The sequence below is a fragment of the Kitasatospora sp. NPDC057738 genome (genome assembly GCF_042798815.1).
GTDB classification, from domain to species: Bacteria; Actinomycetota; Actinomycetes; order Streptomycetales; family Streptomycetaceae; genus Kitasatospora; species Kitasatospora lactacystinica.
Genome location: NZ_JBHVJT010000001.1, coordinates 144,081 through 160,147, shown reverse-complemented (window position 1 = coordinate 160,147; position 16,067 = coordinate 144,081). Strand labels below are relative to the sequence as shown.

The following is a 16,067-nucleotide window of genomic DNA, read 5'->3' as shown; positions in this document are numbered from 1 at the left end:
GGGCTGGTGCCGGTCCGCCGGACTACCGTGGACTAGACCACTTTTGATGTCAACGATTGACAGCGGCGCCCCGGCGGGGTGCAATGCGCCCCCTCCCGCGCGATCCACCGCCCCCGCACGGGCGCCGGAATCGCACACGGGGGCGAACGCCCCCTGCAGAGTCGAACGTCCGGACGGGCACGGGGGGTTCACCGCCGGGCATTTGCGCCGTCGGGGTCAATCCGCGAGCCGTACCTGCCGATACCGGAAGTGATGCCCTTACGCCGTTCGGAGGAGCCCGCAATGCCCGAACCGTGGCTGCCCGGTGCCGAGATCCACGACCTCGGCGACCACGCGCCGACCGATCAGCAGTACCCGCCGAAGGCCATCGCCCACATCACCTGGGACCGCAACGCGACCGCCGCCGCACCGCAGGACTGGTGCCCCTACGAGGACCTGGTCGGCTACTTCACCGGCAGCGGCGCCGGCAGCGCGCCGCACCTGGTCTGGGACCCGTTCAGCGGCCGCACGGCGCAGCTGTTCCCGGCCGACTCCCGCTCGAAGAGCCTGCTCAGCCCCGCCGAGAGCCCGACCCGCACCAACCGGGCCGGGCGGGTGGTGATCCAGATCGAGGCGGTCTTCTTCCCCTACTGCCGCTACCAGGGCGGCGTCTACCCGCGGCTGGTCGACACCCCGTGCGCGGGCTGGGACCGCATCCACGCCTGGATCTCCTCCTGGGGCGTGCCCGACATCTGGCCGATGGGCCGGCCCACCGACTTCTCCGGCCACCGCGACGAGCGGACCTGGGAGGCCTTCGGCGGCTGGTACGCGCATGCCCACGTGCCCTACAACGACCACACCGACCCGGGCTCCTGGCCCGACGTCACGGCCGGGCCCGGCTCCCCGGACATCCCGCCCTCCCAGCAGCACCCGGTGCCCCCCGCCGCGCCCGCCCGCTACCAGGTCAGCATCAACGGCCTGGCGTACGGCTACGGGGCCCAGGGCTACCAGGTGACGGCCGTCGGGCGGGCGCTGGTCGCGCACGGCTTCGGCGACCACTACCGTTCCGGCCCCGGCCCGAACTGGACGGACGCGGACACCGAGAACTACTCGGACTACCAGGGGAGTCTGGGCTACTCCGGGCAGGCGGCGGACGGCGTCCCGGGCGCGGGCTCGCTGCGCCGGCTGCTCGGCTACCTGCCCGGGCAGCGGACGGTCTCGGTGGCCCACGTGATCGAGGCGGCCCGGACCGACCCGGGGGCCGAGCAGGGGCACCTGACCTACCCGGCCGAGGCGGCCATCGTGGAGCAGGCGCTCGTGGACGAGGGACTGCTCGACCAGCGCTGGGTGGACGGCTCGTTCGGCAGCCGGACGGTCTCCGCGTACGCGGCCTGGCAGCGGAGCTGCGGGTACGAGGCGGGGGCGGCGGACGGGATCCCCGGCCCGGCCTCGCTGCAGCGGCTGGGCGCGGCGCAGGGGTTCGCGGTGACCGACTGAGGGGCGGTGCTGCTCCCGGGGGAGGCGTCGCCGGTGCCACGCCGAGGCTGTGTACTCGCTCGGGAGTAGACGAGGTTACTTCCACCGTCAGATGCCGGATGAGGCAGGGACGGGAGAGTCTGGGGCCGTCCTGGTGACCCCGACTCGAAGGAGGTACCCGTGCGCTCGCCCACCGGCGCCGTCGCGGCGTCCGAACCGACGCCACGGCGGGTGGCGGCACCCGCGTCCGGGGGCCGCCGCCTGCCGCCGGCGGTGCGCAAACCGCTGGTCGTCCTGCACGTCGTCGCCTCGGTGAGCTGGCTGGCCTTGATGCTCTGCCTGCTCACCCTGGCGGTGACGGCCCTGACGACCGGGGACGCCGACCGGCTGCGCACCGCCTACCGGGCGATGGGCCTGCTCGGTGACGCGCTGATCCTGCCGCTGAGCCTGCTCACCTTCCTGAGCGGGGTGGCGCTCGGGCTCGGCACGTCCTGGGGGCTGTTCCGGTACTACTGGGTGAGTACCAAGTTCTGGCTGACACTCGGGGCGATGACGGCCTCCGTCCTCGCCCTCACCGACCGGCTGCACGACGCGGTGCGGGTGGTGGAGGCGCACCCGACCGGCCCGATCACGGTGGCGGACCTCGGCTTCGTCCGCTACAACACGGTGATCGTTCCGGCGGTGGCGCTGACGCTCTACCTGTTCAACGTGATCCTCTCGGTGTACAAGCCCTGGGGCCGCCGCAAGGCCCACGCCAAAGTCACGGCCCCGGCCCAGGTCACCGCCCCGGCACCGGCCCCGGTCAGGGCCGAGGCCACGGACACGCGTCCGGGCCGAATACCCGGAGCGGGCGACTGACCGGCAGGCCGTCGGCCGCGGCCCGGTCGCACGGGGAATGCCCGTGCGGGGCGCAGGCGTTGTCCAACGACGTGACCACTGCCGCGCCCACGACCAGGCTCTCCGTGCTCGACCGCTCCCGGACCAGACAGGGCGAGGAGCCGGCCCAGGCACTGCGGAGCACCGTGGCCTTCGCCCGTGAGGTGGAGCGGCTCGGCTACCACCGGTTCTGGGTCTCCGAGCATCACGGCGTGCCGGGGGTGGCCGGGTCGGCGCCCACCGTGCTCGCTGCGGCGGTGGCGGCCGCCACCACGCGCATCAGGGTCGGTACCGGCGGGGTGATGCTGCCCAACCACCAGCCGCTGGTGGTGGCCGAGCAGTTCGGGGTGCTGGCCGCACTGTTCCCGGGGCGGATCGACATGGGGCTCGGGCGCTCGGTGGGCTTCACCGACGGTGTCCGGCGGGCGCTGGGGCGGGAGAAGGACGCCGCGGACGCGTTCGGTGCCCAGCTGGCCGAACTGCTCGGCTACTTCGACGGCTCGCAGCCGGCGAACCGCGGGGTCCACGCCCGGCCGGCCGAAGGCCTGCACGTCCCGGCCTTCGTCCTGGCCACCGGCACGGGCGCCGACCTGGCCGCCGACGCGGGACTGCCGCTGGTGATCGCCGCCCCGCGCGGAGTGGACCGGATGCTGGAGGCGATCGACCGCTACCGCGCCCGCTTCCGTCCGTCCGCGCAGGCCGCCGAGCCGTACGTGGTGGTCTCGGGCACGGTGGCCGTCGCCGACACGGCCGAGCGGGCGTGCGAGCTGCTCGTCCCGGAGGCCTGGTCCGGCGCGTACTCCCGCACCCACGGCGAGTTCCCGCCGCTGACCTCCGCCGCCGAGATCCGGGCCCGGGCGATGACCGCCCGGGAGCGGGCCGCGTTCGAGCAGTCGCTCAAGGGCCACATCGCGGGCACCCCGGAGCAGGCCGCCGCCGAGCTGGCGAAGCTGGTCGAGTGCAGCGGGGCGGACGAGTTCCTGGTCACCACCAGCACCTACGACCGCACCGCGCTGCTCGACTCCTACCGGCTCCTCGCCGAGGCCGTCGGCCAGATCTGACCAGGCGAGGGCCGGGTCGGAGCTGGTACGTGGGGCCCGCAGCCTGCCCGTCGCCCGGCGCCCGTCCCCGCCCTCGGCACGTCCCCCGCCCCCGGCCCGGCGCCCGGCGCCCGTCCCCCGCCCGTCGCCCGTGGCTCAGCCCGCGTCGACCTCGGTCGTCCCGAGCCGCGCGTACACCTCCGGCCGCCGGGCCCGCAGCCGCAGGGCGATCCCGACGCCGGTCAGGAAGACCACCGGCACGATCGCGACCAGCGGCCAGTTGACCTCCGGGCCGGCGCCGGTGAAGAGGTCGAGCCGCCACACCACCAGCGCCGTGGCCCCGCACAGCAGCACGGTGGCGGCGAGCGGTGCCACGACCGTACGGAACACCCCGGCGCTCGTGGCGGCCGCCCGGTTGCGGCGGAAGAAGGCGAACACGGCGAGGCCGGCCAGCGCCTGGAGCACCAGGATGCCCACCACCCCTGGGGAGTTCACCCAGAGGAAGAACTGGTTGTACGGATCCGCCCCGATCAGCGCCGCCACCCCGACGGCCACCGCCGCCAGCACCGACTGCGCGATGCCGCCGATCCACGGCGAACCGTGGCGCGGGTGGATCCGGCCGAGGGCGGCCGGGGCGGCCCGCTCGTTGGCCAGCGCGTAGCCGTACCGGGTGATGGTGTTGTGGAAGGCGAGCAGTGCCGCGAGCAGGCTGGTGACGATCAGCACCCGCTGCACCTCCGTCGCCCAGCCGCCGACGTAGTCGGTCATCGCGGTGAAGAACATCCCGGCCGGGTCGGCGGTGGCGGCGGCGACGGCCTCGGTGTCGCCGAAGGCCTGCACGATCATCCAGGTGACGAAGGTGTAGAAGAGGCCGAGGAAGGCGATAGCGGCATAGGTCGCGCGCGGCACGGTCCGGTGCGGCTGCCGGGCCTCCTCACGGTAGATCGCGGTGGCCTCGAAGCCGATGAACGCGGCGAAGGAGAGTCCGAGCACGCCGCCCATCCCCCCGGAGAGCACGTGCTCGGGGGCGAACGAGGACAGGCTCAGCCCGTGCGCCCCGCCCTTGACCAGCACCGCCACCGCGAGCACCAGCAGGATGCCGGTCTCGGCGATCAGCAGCGCCCCGAGCACCTTGGCCCCGAGGTCTATCGAGCGGAAGCCGAGGAACCAGACCACCGCGACCCCGAACAGCGCCCAGACCGGCCAGGGCAGGTCCAGCCCGAGCAGGTCGGCGGCGGTGGTGCGGGCGAAGAACCCGAAGGCGCCGAACATCCCGATCTGGATGGCGTTGTACGAGAGCACCGCGAGCAGTGCCGCACCCAGCCCGGCCGCCCGGCCGAGGCCGCGGGTGACGTACGCGTAGAAGGCGCCGGCATTGCGGATGTGCGCGGTCATGGCGGTGAACCCGACCGCGAAGAGCGCCAGCACCACGCCGGTGGCCAGGTAGGCGACCGGCGTGCCGATGCCGCCGAAGGAGATCGCGAACGGTGCCACGCCGGCCATCACGGTCAGCGGCGCGGCGGCGGCCACGACGAAGAAGACGATGTCGCCGGTACCGAGCACCCCGCGTCCCAGGCCGCCGGAGCCGCCGGAGCCGCCGGAGCCGCCGGGGGAGCCCGGGGAGCCCGGGGAGGCGGACGTGGAGGTGGCGGAGCCGGAAGCGGCAGCGGAGCCGGGGGGACGGAGCGCGGAGGAGGAGGCCGCGTCGGAGGGCGGGTTCATGGGGGAGCTCTCCTGAGGTCGTGCGAACGAGGAAGCGACGGTCGGCGGCGGACACGCGCCGGCCGCCGACCGGGGAACGAGGCACGGCCGCCGTGGGGGACGGCCGGAACCGGTCGGGAAGTCCGTCGGGGCGGCTGGGGTTTGCCGGGGCGGCCGGGTCGGCCGGGGCGGCCGGGTCGGCCGGGGGGAGCGGGGCGCCTCAGCGGGTCGAGCGGTCGGCGCCACCGGGCGGGCCGCCGTGGGTGCGCCGCCCGCCGAGCCAGGTGCCCGCCACCCCGATCGAGGCCAGCTCACCGGCCGGCACCGCGTAGGGGTCGGTGGCCAGGTGCACCAGGTCGGCCCGCATGCCCGGTCGCAGCACACCCCACTCGGCCTCCTCGAAGGCCTGGTGCGCCACACCCGCCGAGTACGCCGCCAGCGCCTCGGCGAGCCCGATCCGCTCCTCGGGCAGCCAGCCGCCGTCCGGCAGGCCGCCCGAGGTCTGCCGGGTGACGGCGGTGGCCAGCCCGGCCAGCGGCTCGTAACGGGTGACCGGCCAGTCGCTGCCGAAGGACACCCGGGCGCCGCCGCGCAGCAGGGCGGCGATCCGGTACTGCCGGGAGCCGCGCTCCGGGCCGATCCGGGGCAGGGTGAGCTCGGTCATCAGCGGGTCGGTCTGTGCCCAGAGCGGCTCGAAGTTGGCGATCACGCCGAGCTCGGCGAAGCGCGGCAGGTCGTCGGGGTGGACCAGCTGCACGTGGGCGATCACCGGCCGGCGGGCGCGCGGCCCGTTGCGGCGGGCGGCGGCCTCGACGGCGTCCAGCGCGATCCGTACGCCGAGGTCGCCGATCGCGTGGATGTGCGGCTGGAAGCCCAGCGCGTCCACGGCGGTGACGGCCTCCGCCAGTTCGGCGCCGGTCCAGTTGGCGACGCCGTGGGAGTGCGGGCAGTCGCTGTACGGCTCCAGCAGCGCGGCCGTCCCGGACTCGATGACCCCGTCGGCGAAGAACTTGACCGCCCGCGCGGTGAGCCGCCCGTGCCCGGCGGCCTCGACCCGGTCGCGGTCGGCGGCCAGGCGGGGGAGCCGCTCGCGCCAGCCGTCCGGTTCGAGCAGCAGGGCGAGCCCGGCCCGGACCGGCAGGCCCTCCTCGGCGACGGCCGCCAGCCAGGTGTCCACCTGCGCGGGCTCGACCCAGGCGTCCTGGAGCCAGGTGATCCCGGCGGCCGCGAGCGCGGCGGTGCTCTCCCGCAGTGCGGCGACCTGCTCGGCCAACGGCGGCGGCGGGACGAGCGCGAGGACGGGGTTGAGCGCACCGAACTCGCGCAGGGTGCCCAGCGGGCTGCCGTCAGGCCGGCGGACGATCTCGCCGCCCACCGGCTCGGGGGTGTCCGGCCCGTACCCGGCCCGGCGCAGCGCCTCGCTGTTGGCCCAGCCGGTGTGGTGGTCCATGGTGCGCAGCAGCACCGGGCGGTCCGGGACGGCGGCGTCGAGCAGTCGGGCGTCGAACAGTCCGCCCTCGGCCAGCCACGGGTCGACGGCGTCGCCGGTGATCCACTCGGCCTCGGGGTGGCGCTGCGCCCAGTCGCGGACGGCCGCCACGACCTGCTCCAGGCTGGTGCAGTCGCGGACCGGCGCGCCGCGCAGGCCGATGCCGCCGAGCAGCGGGTGGACGTGTCCGTCGCCGAAGGAGGGCAGCAGGGCGCCGCCGTCGAGGTCGACGGTCTCGGTGCCTTCGTCGCGCAGGGCGAGGGCGGCGTCGCCGAGGGCGGCGATCCGCCCCGCGCCGACGGCGAGGGCGTGGGTGCAGGGGAGGGCGGGGTCTCCGGTGTGGATCCGGCCGCCGGTGAAGATCGTTTCGGCACGCATGCGGGGGTGTGGGTCCTCTCCGGGGCAGGGCGGGCCGACGGGTGCGCGGCCTGCCTAACCGAATGGGGTTCGGTTACCGTAGGCGCGGCACCGGCGGGTGCGGAAGAGTTTTACTGAAAGCCGTTCAGTAACGCTTGGATAACGATGATCTTGGTCTGCCGGTGCCGACGGGCCGCTCGGCGACCCCGAAGGTGAGGAACCGGGCATGCCCAGGCCGCGCACACCCCTGCTGGACCGGCAGCGCATCGTGGACACCGCGCTGCGGCTGGTCGACGAGGCGGGGGACCTCACCATCCCCGCGCTGGCCGGTGCGCTCAAGGTCAGCCCCTCCGCGCTCTACCACCACGTCGCGGGCCGGGCCGAGATCGTCGCCCTGATGCGTGCCGAGCTGGTGCGCACGATCGGCGAGCAGTCGATGTGGGACCAGTCCTGGGACGCCGCGCTGTGCACCTGGGCGCACGCCTACCGGGACGCCTTCGCCGAGCACCCCGGCATCATCCGGCTGCTCGCCACCGCGCCGCTGGCCGAATCGTTCATGCACGAGCTGTACGAGCGGGCCGTCGCCACCCTGGAGGACGCGGGCTTCGCCGCGCAGGACGTGATGGGACTGATCACCGCCCTGGAGAGCTTCGTCCTGGGCTCGGCGCTGGACCTGGTCGCCCCGGACGTCATGGTCGACGCCGTCGACCGGGGCGCCACCCCGCGGCTGGCCGACGCCCTGGACGCCGTCCCCGCCGGGCGCGAGCGTGCCGACCGGGCCTTCGGGCTCGGGCTCACCGCCCTGATCGAGGGCTACCGGGCACTGCTGGGCTGACCCCGGGCCCGGTCCGGCCCCGGCGCGCAGCCCTGGTCCGGCCCCGGCGCGCAACCCCGGTCGGGCGCCGGTTCGCCCCCCGGCCCGGGGGTGCCCCGCCTCGCCCCGTTCGCCCCGGGGCCGCTGCCGTTCGCCCGGCCACGATTTCTGACCAGGCGTGATGTCCTGCTAGTGTTCATCCCGTCGAGAGGAAGTGATCTTCCGGGAAACGGAATCTCGAACAGGCGTCAGCGGTGCTACCAGAGCACGCCCTACTTTCAGTAGGGAGAGTCCGTGCGATCCGGGCCTGGCGCTCCCATCGAAGGGGCTCGTTCCGTCCAGCGGAGCGGGCCCCTTCGTCGTGTTCGCCTTCCGCGCCCGCGCCCTCTTATCGTACTTTCGGGCTCGAAACCCTCTCTTGGGGCTCGATACCGGCCAAGGTGCCGTGCCAGGTGGCCGGTGAACGGTACTCCAACCTCCCTGGCCGACCGGTGGGGGCGAGGTCGCATCCGGTCTGATGTGCCGTCAGTTCTTGGCTGGAACTGGCCGTTACTGATGTGAATATGCCATTGGAATGTTCGTCATATGGAATCCGGCAGTAGCCTTCCGTGTCGAACTAGCCACTGCTGGTGGTGAACCGGCCGGTGCCGCGCTGCGCCCGGCCGCCCAGACCCCGCGAAGGAGCCGGTGTGCCCGGTATCGACGAATGCCTCTCCGGAGCGATGGCGATCCACGGGGCCCGCGCCGCGAGCCTGGTCGACTGGAGCAGCGGGCTCGCCCTCGGCAGCCTCGGGGACAGCCCGACCGGAGAGCACGAGACCTCCGCCGCCGAGGCAACCGACCTGGTGCGGGCGGCCGTTGAGAGCCAGACCTTCACCGTGACGGAGGACCGGCGGGCCCCGTTGGAGGACATCATCGTCACCGCCGGCCGCAGTTACCACCTGATCCGCTTCATCGACACCGTCTTCGACAACAGGCTCGTCCTGCACCTCTGGCTGGACCGCGCGGAGGGCAACCTCGCCGCCGCCCGCTTCCGCCTCCAGGCACTCGCCGAGGAGCTGGTGCTGGGGTGAGCGCGTGACCGCCGCGACCGGCACCGCGCCGCCGTCCCCGGCGGAGGCCGCCACCCCGAGGTCCCCGGGTGAGGCGCTCGCCCTGCTCGCCGACCGCCGCGCCACCGGCGCCCTGCGCGGGCCGCTCGGCAGCCTCCACCTGGTCGACGGGCGGGTGGCCGCCGCCGAGTCCCTCCGGGCGCCCGGACTGGCCGACCTGCTCATCGGCTGCGGTCGGACCACCCCCGAGGACTGGGCGGAACTGCTCCGGGCTCACGGCCCGGGGGCGAGGGTCGGCGAGGCGCTGGTCGAACGGCGGCTGCTCACCCGGGGAGAGCTCGAACTCGGCCACCTGGGAACGCTGTTCGACGCCGCGTTCTTCGTGCTGGCCGACCCGGCCGGCGGCGTCTGGCGGTTCGAGGCCCACGCCCGACACTGGCTCGGGCCGGTCGCGGAGGTCGACCCGGCCCGGATCCGCCGCGAGGTCGAGCGCCGCCGGAAACTGCTCGACGGGATCTGGCCGTGGGCGCAGCTCGACACCGCACCCGTCCGCCCGGCCGAGTGCGGCCGCCGGTCGTCCCACCGCTCGTGCGGCCGCCGGCGACGTGAGCTGTTGGACCACGCCGACGGTCGCAGGACCCCGGCGGACCTGGCCCGGCTGCTCGGCCGCTCCGGCTTCGGGGTGACGGCTGATGTCCGTCGACTGGCCGCCGCCGGACTGCTGGACGCCCCGCGCCCGTCCGCCGTGCCGCGCCCGCCGGACGCCCCGCGCCTGCCCGACGAGCCGCGCCCGCCCGCCCCGGCACTCGCGGCACCTGCGGCGCCCGCTGCGCCGGAGGTCCCGGCGGCGGTCCCGGCGCCCGAGGCGCGGCCGACGACCGCTCCCCGGCCCGAAGTCCCCCCGCCGGCCGCGAGCGGACCGGCCCGAGGGCTGCACCGCCGGGTCCCCGGCGCCAGCCTCCGGGGCGCCGGCCTCCCCGGCACCCCGGTCACGGCCGTTCCCGCCCCCGCTGCCGCTTCCACTCCCGCCTCCGCCCCCGAGGCGGCCCGCAGCGGGACCGACGCCCCCACATGCCCCGAACGCCCGCCCATCACGGCAGCGGCCCACCCGCTGGCCGTCCCCGATCCGGACGTCGCGCTGCTGACCCGGATCCGAGACCTTCTGGAGGCCCGACTTTGACCCATTCCCCGCCCGCGACCCCGTCGTTCCGGCCATGAGGCGGGCACTCAAGCAGCGTGTCGGAAGGAGACAACTGATCGCCTTGGAGACCGAGTTGCTCGCCGAACTGCGTGCCGTCAAGCACCGCGTACCGCACCTCGCGGGTGGTCTGGTGGCCAGCGTGGACGGCCTGTTGGTCGCGCACGACACCCACGGCACCGAACCCTCGGGACTGGCCGCGATGACGGCGGCCTCGCTCTCGCTGGCCCAGCGGCTCGCCGACACCACCGGTCAGGGCGAGTTCCGCGAGTCGTTGGTGCGCGGCGAGAATGGCTACGTCGCCACGTACGCGGCCGGCGGCAGCTGCGTGCTGACCCTGCTGGCGCACCCCGACGTCAACGTCGGCCGGCTGCACCTGGAGGCCCGCCGCAGCGCCCAGCGCATCGCGGGGCTGCTCAACGACGCCCTCGTGCCCAAGGATCCGCGCGACACGGGCTGACCCGGGCAGACCCGGGCCGACCACCGAACCATCGTCCCCATCCGTCCCGAACCACCCATCACCGAACGGGAGTTACCCAGATGACCGACGCACCCGGCGCGCTCAAGCAGGCCATGACCAGCATCGAGGGCGCCATCGGCGCGGCCCTGGTGGACTACAACAGCGGCATGGCGCTGGCCACCCTCGACGGCCCCGGCGGCCTGGACCTCAACGTCGCCGCCGCCGGCAACACCGACGTGGTCCGCGCCAAGATGCGCACCATGGACATGCTCGGCCTCCAGGACGGGATCGAGGACATCCTGATCACCCTGAGCAGCCAGTACCACCTGATCCGCCCGCTCACCGGCCGTACCGGCAAGGGCCTGTTCCTCTACCTCGCGCTGGACAAGGCGCGCGCCAACCTCGCGATGGCCCGCCACCAGCTGGGCCGGATCGAGGCCGAGCTGGAGGTCTGACGCGCTGTCCCGGGACACCGCCCCGGGACAGCCGCCCCGAGGCGCCACCCTGGGACAGCCGCCCCGAGACGCCACCCCGGCGCGGCGCCCGGGCGCGCGGGTCGCAGGTGCGCGGGTCGCGGGTGCGCGAGCCATGGCCGCGCGGGTCACGGGCGAGGCCCCGGCGGTGGTTCGGGCCGCCGCCGGGCTCCGTCCGGCGGGGCTCACCCCCGGGGCAGGTCCGGCCCGGCGGCCTGCCCGCGCACCAGCTCGGCCGGCCCGCCCGACCGCTCCCGGGCGGCCAGCGCGGCGGCCGTCCGGTCCCAGGACGGGCCGGTCAGCAGCGTCCGTGCCTCGGCCGGATCGCAGAGCCGCCACTCCACCAGCTCCTCCTCCGGCAGCACGATGGAGCCGAGCATCCGCTCCGTCACCGTGCCGCCGTCGAACACGTACACCAGGACGGCGGTGTCCCGGCCGGTCGCCGGGTCCGCCGCCGGGTCGGCCGACGCACCCGGCTGCCAGTCCAGCGCCAGCAGCGGCCCCGGTTCGACCTCCCAGCCGAGTTCCTCGCGGATCTCCCGCCGGGCCGCCGCCCGGGGCATCTCCCGGTCCGCCTCGACCCCGCCGCCCGGCAGCGTCCAGTACGGGACCTGCCCGCGCGGCCCGTCCCACGGCCGCAGCCGTACCAGCAGGACCCGGCCGGCGGCATCGGTGAACAGCGCCCGCGCCTTGGCCCGGATGCGCGGCCGGGTGGCGTAGTAGGTCTCCCGGTCCATCGGCGGCTCCGGCCGCTCCTCGGTCGGCGGCGTCAGCCCCGGCGCCGCGGCCAGCCCGGTGTACGCGGGCACCGGCCCGTCGGCGGGCAGCCGCCGGAGCGTGTGCCCGACCGGCCGGCTGTCCTCCAGTTCCAGCGGCCCGTCGTCCCGCGGCGCCAGCAGGCAGGCCGTCACCCGGCGCGACAACCGGGGCGGCAGCGCGTGCCCGGCCTGCTCCGTCGTCAGCCAGGTCCAGCCGCCGACCTCCGCCGCGTCCGGCCGGAACGCCGCCGCCTGCGCCGCCGTCAGCGGCTCGGCCCAGTACAGGTACGCGACGATCGGCAGGTCGCCGTGGCGCAGCAGCGCCCAGTCCACGCAGGCCAGCGGTCCCAGTCGGGGCGTGAAGCCAAGCTCCTCCCGGATCTCCCGCAGGGCGGTCTCCCGGGGCGACCGGTCCGCCGGCTCCCACCCGCCGCCCGGGATCGCCACCGGGTGCTTCCGGTCGTACGGCAGCCGCACCACCAGCACCCGCCCGGCCCCGTCCGGGAACAGCACCCCCGCCGCCGCCAGGACCTCCCGGCCGACCGTGCCCGCGTTCTCCACCCCGACTCCCTCCGTCATGTTCTCCCCGGACACGACAACCGGGCCCACCTCTACGGTTCCCTCCGGGCGGCACTCCCGATCCCCCACGATCGGGCGATCGGGAGGCCCGGCGCCGCCCGGTTCGGCCGCTCGCGGCGTTCGGTCCGGGTCGGCCCACGGCGGTACTCCGGGGCCGTCCGGCGTGGTCACCGGCACCCGGACCCCGTCGACGGCGCGGAGCCGGTTCCCGTCCGGACCCGGGCGGTGCGGCTCCTCCGGGTGTCCGCCGGACGCCCGGCAGGGGTTGCTCCCGACGCTTCCGCGCAGTGTCGCGCGCTCCTCCTCGGACCACGCGCGGTGCCACGTTCCGGCGCCGGTGAACTCCTCCTCGGACAGCCGTCGTTGCGGGGCCGACGCGGGCCCCTCACCCCAGGGAGGCCAGCGCCTGTGCCGCCGCGCGCGCCATCTGTTCGTCGTGCCGTCCGCTGCCGCCGCGCAGGCGGGCGACGCCCTCGGCGGCGGCCAGGGCGAGCAGGCCCGGCAGCAGGTCGGTGCTGCGGGCGGCGAGCCAGCGGGTGCCCCGGGTGGCCATCCACCAGAGGTCGGCGGCCGGGCCCGGCGGGGCCTCGGCGGGGGCGGCGGCCGGCGGTGGGCCGAGGGGGTGGCCGGCCTCGGTGAGCAGGTCGTGGAACCGCAGGGCGATCAGGTGGTGGCCCTCGGCGCTGGGGTGCAGGCGGTCCACGCTCAGCAGCCGGCGCTCGGCCAGCCACGGCAGTTCGGTGAGGTGCAGGTGTATCGCCCGGTGGCGCTCGGTGAGGGCGTGCACCACGGTGTTGACCGCCCGCATCCGGCGCGCCAGCGGCCGGGCGAGCGGTGCCGGGAGCCGGAGCAGGCTGCCCGGGTCGGGCAGGCAGGCGGTCAGCAGCCTGGCGCCGTGGCCGGACAGTTCCCCCATCGTGGCGTCCAGTTCCAGCGTGGCGCGCCGGATGTCGAAGCCGGTGCGCAGGGTGTCGTTGCCGCCGACCACCACGGCCGCCAGCTGCGGCCGCAGCGCCAGCGCCCGCGGAAGCTGACGGATCGTCAGTTCCGTGGTGAGCGCCCCGCTGTACGCCAGGTTGGTGAACTCCGCGGCCCGCCCCTCGGGTGCCAGCGCGTCGGCCAGGACGGCGGCCCAGCCGCGCCAGCCCTCGCCGACCCGGTCCCCGACCCCTTCCGTCAGCGAGTCCCCGAGCGCGACGAAGCGCAGTGGTTCGCCCGCCGCGGGGCGCTCCCGCGCCGCCCGGTCACGCCCGGCTTCCAGCATGCTCGTCCCGACCCCCGTCCACCGCCTCGTCGTGGTGCGCGCCGTGCGCCGCCAGGAACGCCGCCACCGCCGCCGGCCAGCCGTACCGCTCGGCCTGCGTCCGGGCGGCGGCCCGCCGCAGGTCCTCCGGCCGCCCCAGCAACTGCCGTACCGCGGAGGCGAATCCACTGCCCGTGTCGACGGCCGTCGCTCCGGCGAGCCCGATCAGGCCGGGCAGCGCGGAGGAGCGGCTGACCACCACCGGGGTTCCGCAGGCCAGGGCCTCCATCGCGGCCAGGCCGAAGGTCTCCACCGGCCCGGGCGCGAGCACCACGTCCGCGCAGCCCAGCAGCCGGGCCAGCTCGGCACGCCCGCCCAGGTGCCCGAGGAAGCGTACGGGCAGTCGCAGCCGTGCGGCCCGGGCCGCCAGCCGTTCCCGCAGCGGGCCCGTCCCGGCGACCACCAGCACCGCGGGGTGCCGCCGCGCGCGCAGCTCGGCCAGGGCCTCGATCGCCCGCTCGGGCCGCTTCTCCGCCGAGAGCCGCGAGCAGAGCACCAGCAGCGTCTCGTCCGGAGCGGCGTAGCGGGCCCGCTCGGCGGCGCGGGCGGCCGGCGGCAGTGGCCGCATCGCCTCAAGGTCCACCCCCAGCGGGGCCCGGACCAGGTTCGGGGTGCCGATCCGCCGGAACTCCGCGGCGGCCCAGTCGGTGGTGCAGAGCACCGCGTCGTAGGCGCGGGCGGTGGCCGCGTTGAGCCGGTCGGCCGCCGTGCCCGCCAGCGGGCCGGGCAGGCCCCAGGTGCGCATCACCCCGGCCGCGCTCTCGTGCGAGACCATCACCGACCGCACCCCGTGCCGCCGTGCCCAGGCGCCGGTCCAGCGCAGCGTGGTGCGGTCGGACACCTCCAGCCGGTCGGGGGAGAACCTGGTCAGTTCGGCGGCCACCGCCCGCCGGTCGGTGAGCAGCCGGTAGCCGCCGGCGGCCGGCAGCACCGGGCCGGGCAGGGTGACGACCACCCCCTGCTCGGTCTCCTCCTCGGAGCGCCGCTCCCCGGGGACGATCAGCACCGGACGGTGCCCGGCCGCCCGGTACCCGGCGCCGAGGTGGCGCAGCGCGGTGCGCAGGCCGCCGGAGACCGGGGTGACGAAGTTGGCCAGCCGGACGATAGTCAGCGCTTCGCCGGCCCTGGGCGCGTCGTCGGCCCTCGGTGCCCCGCCGGCCGGCCGAGGAGCCCCACCGGTCGGCCGAGCCCCGCCGGTCGTCCGTGCGCTGTCGTCGGGAACGGGGGTCATGCCGGCAGCTCCTCCGGCAGGACGGGCGCCACCGGTTCGACCGGCGCGGGGGCGGCGGCCGGCAGCGGCAGCCCGCGGTGTTCCGCCAGCACCTCGGCGTAGTGCCGCAGCAGCAGGTCCCCGACCGCCTCCCAGGTGCGTGCGGTCACCTCGGCCCGGCCGGCCTGCCCGTACCCGGCCCGCCGCGCCGGGTCGGCGGCGAGCTCGGCCACCGCGCGGGCCACCGCCGCGCCGTCCCGGGGCGGCACCAGCAGGCCGGTGCGGTGGTGGGCGACGAGGTCCAGCGGTCCGCCCGCTGCCGGGCCGATCACCGGTACGCCGCTGGCCATCGCCTCCTGGATGGTCTGGCAGAAGGTCTCCAGCGGGCCGGTGTGCACGAAGACGTCCAGGGTGGCGAAGCAGCGGGCCAGTTCGTCACCGGTGCGCCGGCCGAGGAACACCGCGCCCGGCATCGAGGCCTTCAGCCCGGGTGCCGAGGGGCCGTCCCCGACGACCACCACCCGTACCCCGGGCAGTGCCGAGGCCGCGGCCAGCAGGTCGACCCGCTTCTCCGGGGCCAGCCGTCCGACGTACCCGACCAGCACCTCCCCGCCGGGGGCGAGCGCCCGGTGCAGCGCCTCGTCCCGGTGCCGGGGGTGGAACCGCACCGAGTCCACCCCGCGCGGCCACAGCTGCACCCGCGGCACCCCGTGCGCGGTCAGGTCCTGGGCGGCGGGGGTGGAGGGCGCCAGGGTGCGGGCGGCCGCGCGGTGCACGGCCCGGATCCGCCGCCAGGCGGCGGCCTCACCGAGCCCCCGCCCGGCCCGGTAGGCGTGGGCGTAGCCGGCCAGGTCGGTCTGGTAGACGGCCACGGCGGGCACCCCGAGCCGCGCCGCGACCTGCATCCCGCGCGCGCCGAGCACGAAGGGGCTGGCCAGGTGGACGATGTCCGGACGGTGCCCGGCGATCGCGGCCGACAGCTGCCGGCTGGGCAGGGCGATCCGCACCTGCGGGTATCCCGGCAGCGGGACGGACGGGATGCACACCACGGGAATCTCGCCCGCCGCGGTGCTGCCGAAGGTCTCCGGCGGGCATTCGGCGCCCCGCGCCGGTGCGGGGGTGACGACGAGGGGCCGGTGGCCCCGGCGGACCAGGTGCTCGGCCGTCCGCAGCACGCTGTGGGCGACTCCGTTGACCTCGGGCGGGAAGGATTCGGTGACGATGGCGACGCGCATGCCAGTGTTCTGTCCGCGTCCGGCGTGCACCCGGCCAAAGGGATCTGTCGTAGAGGAGAACGCGGGT

14 protein-coding genes are annotated in these 16,067 nt (G+C 75.9%); 8 read left to right on the top strand and 6 right to left on the bottom strand.

Annotated elements, in window-relative coordinates; translation table 11 throughout:
- Positions 1-282: 282 nt before the first annotated feature.
- The 3 genes from ACFVGO_RS00660 (at position 283) to ACFVGO_RS00650 (ending at position 3,392) form a co-directional block, all read left to right on the top strand.
- The gene (locus ACFVGO_RS00660; protein WP_359898252.1) at positions 283-1,476 is read left to right on the top strand and encodes a peptidoglycan-binding protein; all 1,194 of its coding nucleotides are present in this window, start codon (positions 283-285) and stop codon (positions 1,474-1,476) included.
- A gap of 159 nt (positions 1,477-1,635) precedes the next feature.
- A complete protein-coding gene (locus ACFVGO_RS00655) occupies positions 1,636-2,313 on the top strand; it encodes a DUF2269 domain-containing protein (protein WP_380630458.1) in 678 nt (225 codons plus the stop codon).
- Positions 2,314-2,384: 71 nt separating this feature from the next.
- A complete protein-coding gene (locus tag ACFVGO_RS00650; protein ID WP_359898257.1) occupies positions 2,385-3,392 on the top strand; it encodes an LLM class flavin-dependent oxidoreductase in 1,008 nt (335 codons plus the stop codon).
- A gap of 135 nt (positions 3,393-3,527) precedes the next feature.
- On the opposite strand, the gene ACFVGO_RS00645 is transcribed toward ACFVGO_RS00650, so the two are convergent.
- Positions 3,528-5,093, bottom strand: coding sequence for an APC family permease (locus tag ACFVGO_RS00645; RefSeq protein WP_380630457.1), 1,566 nt, complete (start codon positions 5,091-5,093; stop codon positions 3,528-3,530).
- A 199-nt stretch (positions 5,094-5,292) separates the two neighbouring features.
- Positions 5,293-6,939: an amidohydrolase gene (locus ACFVGO_RS00640; protein ID WP_380630456.1), complete on the bottom strand. Its 1,647-nt coding sequence runs from the start codon at positions 6,937-6,939 to the stop codon at positions 5,293-5,295.
- A 205-nt stretch (positions 6,940-7,144) separates the two neighbouring features.
- Between ACFVGO_RS00640 and ACFVGO_RS00635 the strand changes: the two genes are divergently transcribed.
- The 5 genes from ACFVGO_RS00635 (at position 7,145) to ACFVGO_RS00615 (ending at position 10,897) form a co-directional block, all read left to right on the top strand.
- Positions 7,145-7,753 carry a TetR/AcrR family transcriptional regulator C-terminal domain-containing protein gene (locus ACFVGO_RS00635; RefSeq protein ID WP_380352488.1) on the top strand — a complete coding sequence of 203 codons (609 nt, stop codon included), beginning with the start codon at positions 7,145-7,147 and terminating at the stop codon, positions 7,751-7,753.
- Between the two features lie 668 nt (positions 7,754-8,421).
- Positions 8,422-8,805 (top strand): hypothetical protein, encoded by a 384-nt coding sequence (locus ACFVGO_RS00630; RefSeq protein ID WP_359898247.1) that lies wholly within the window; start codon positions 8,422-8,424, stop codon positions 8,803-8,805.
- 4 nt (positions 8,806-8,809) lie between these two features.
- Positions 8,810-9,964, top strand: coding sequence for a hypothetical protein (locus ACFVGO_RS00625; RefSeq protein ID WP_380630455.1), 1,155 nt, complete (start codon positions 8,810-8,812; stop codon positions 9,962-9,964).
- Between the two features lie 82 nt (positions 9,965-10,046).
- The gene (locus ACFVGO_RS00620; RefSeq protein ID WP_359898245.1) at positions 10,047-10,442 is read left to right on the top strand and encodes a roadblock/LC7 domain-containing protein; all 396 of its coding nucleotides are present in this window, start codon (positions 10,047-10,049) and stop codon (positions 10,440-10,442) included.
- A gap of 80 nt (positions 10,443-10,522) precedes the next feature.
- Positions 10,523-10,897 carry a hypothetical protein gene (locus ACFVGO_RS00615; RefSeq protein WP_359898244.1) on the top strand — a complete coding sequence of 125 codons (375 nt, stop codon included), beginning with the start codon at positions 10,523-10,525 and terminating at the stop codon, positions 10,895-10,897.
- A 203-nt stretch (positions 10,898-11,100) separates the two neighbouring features.
- Here ACFVGO_RS00615 and ACFVGO_RS00610 read toward each other — a convergent pair whose 3' ends face one another.
- The 4 genes from ACFVGO_RS00610 to ACFVGO_RS00595 form a co-directional block, all read right to left on the bottom strand.
- On the bottom strand, positions 11,101-12,252 hold the full coding sequence (locus ACFVGO_RS00610; protein ID WP_380630454.1) for an NUDIX domain-containing protein: 1,152 nt from the start codon (positions 12,250-12,252) through the stop codon (positions 11,101-11,103).
- 385 nt (positions 12,253-12,637) lie between these two features.
- Entirely contained in the window at positions 12,638-13,516 is an 879-nt protein-coding gene (locus ACFVGO_RS00605) for an SGNH/GDSL hydrolase family protein (protein WP_359898242.1), read from the bottom strand.
- Positions 13,497-14,786 (bottom strand): glycosyltransferase, encoded by a 1,290-nt coding sequence (locus tag ACFVGO_RS00600; protein WP_380630453.1) that lies wholly within the window; start codon positions 14,784-14,786, stop codon positions 13,497-13,499. The genes ACFVGO_RS00605 and ACFVGO_RS00600 overlap by 20 nt, the downstream gene beginning before the upstream one ends.
- On the bottom strand, positions 14,783-16,000 hold the full coding sequence (locus tag ACFVGO_RS00595) for a glycosyltransferase family 1 protein (RefSeq protein WP_359898240.1): 1,218 nt from the start codon (positions 15,998-16,000) through the stop codon (positions 14,783-14,785). The genes ACFVGO_RS00600 and ACFVGO_RS00595 overlap by 4 nt, the downstream gene beginning before the upstream one ends.
- Positions 16,001-16,067: the final 67 nt, after the last annotated feature.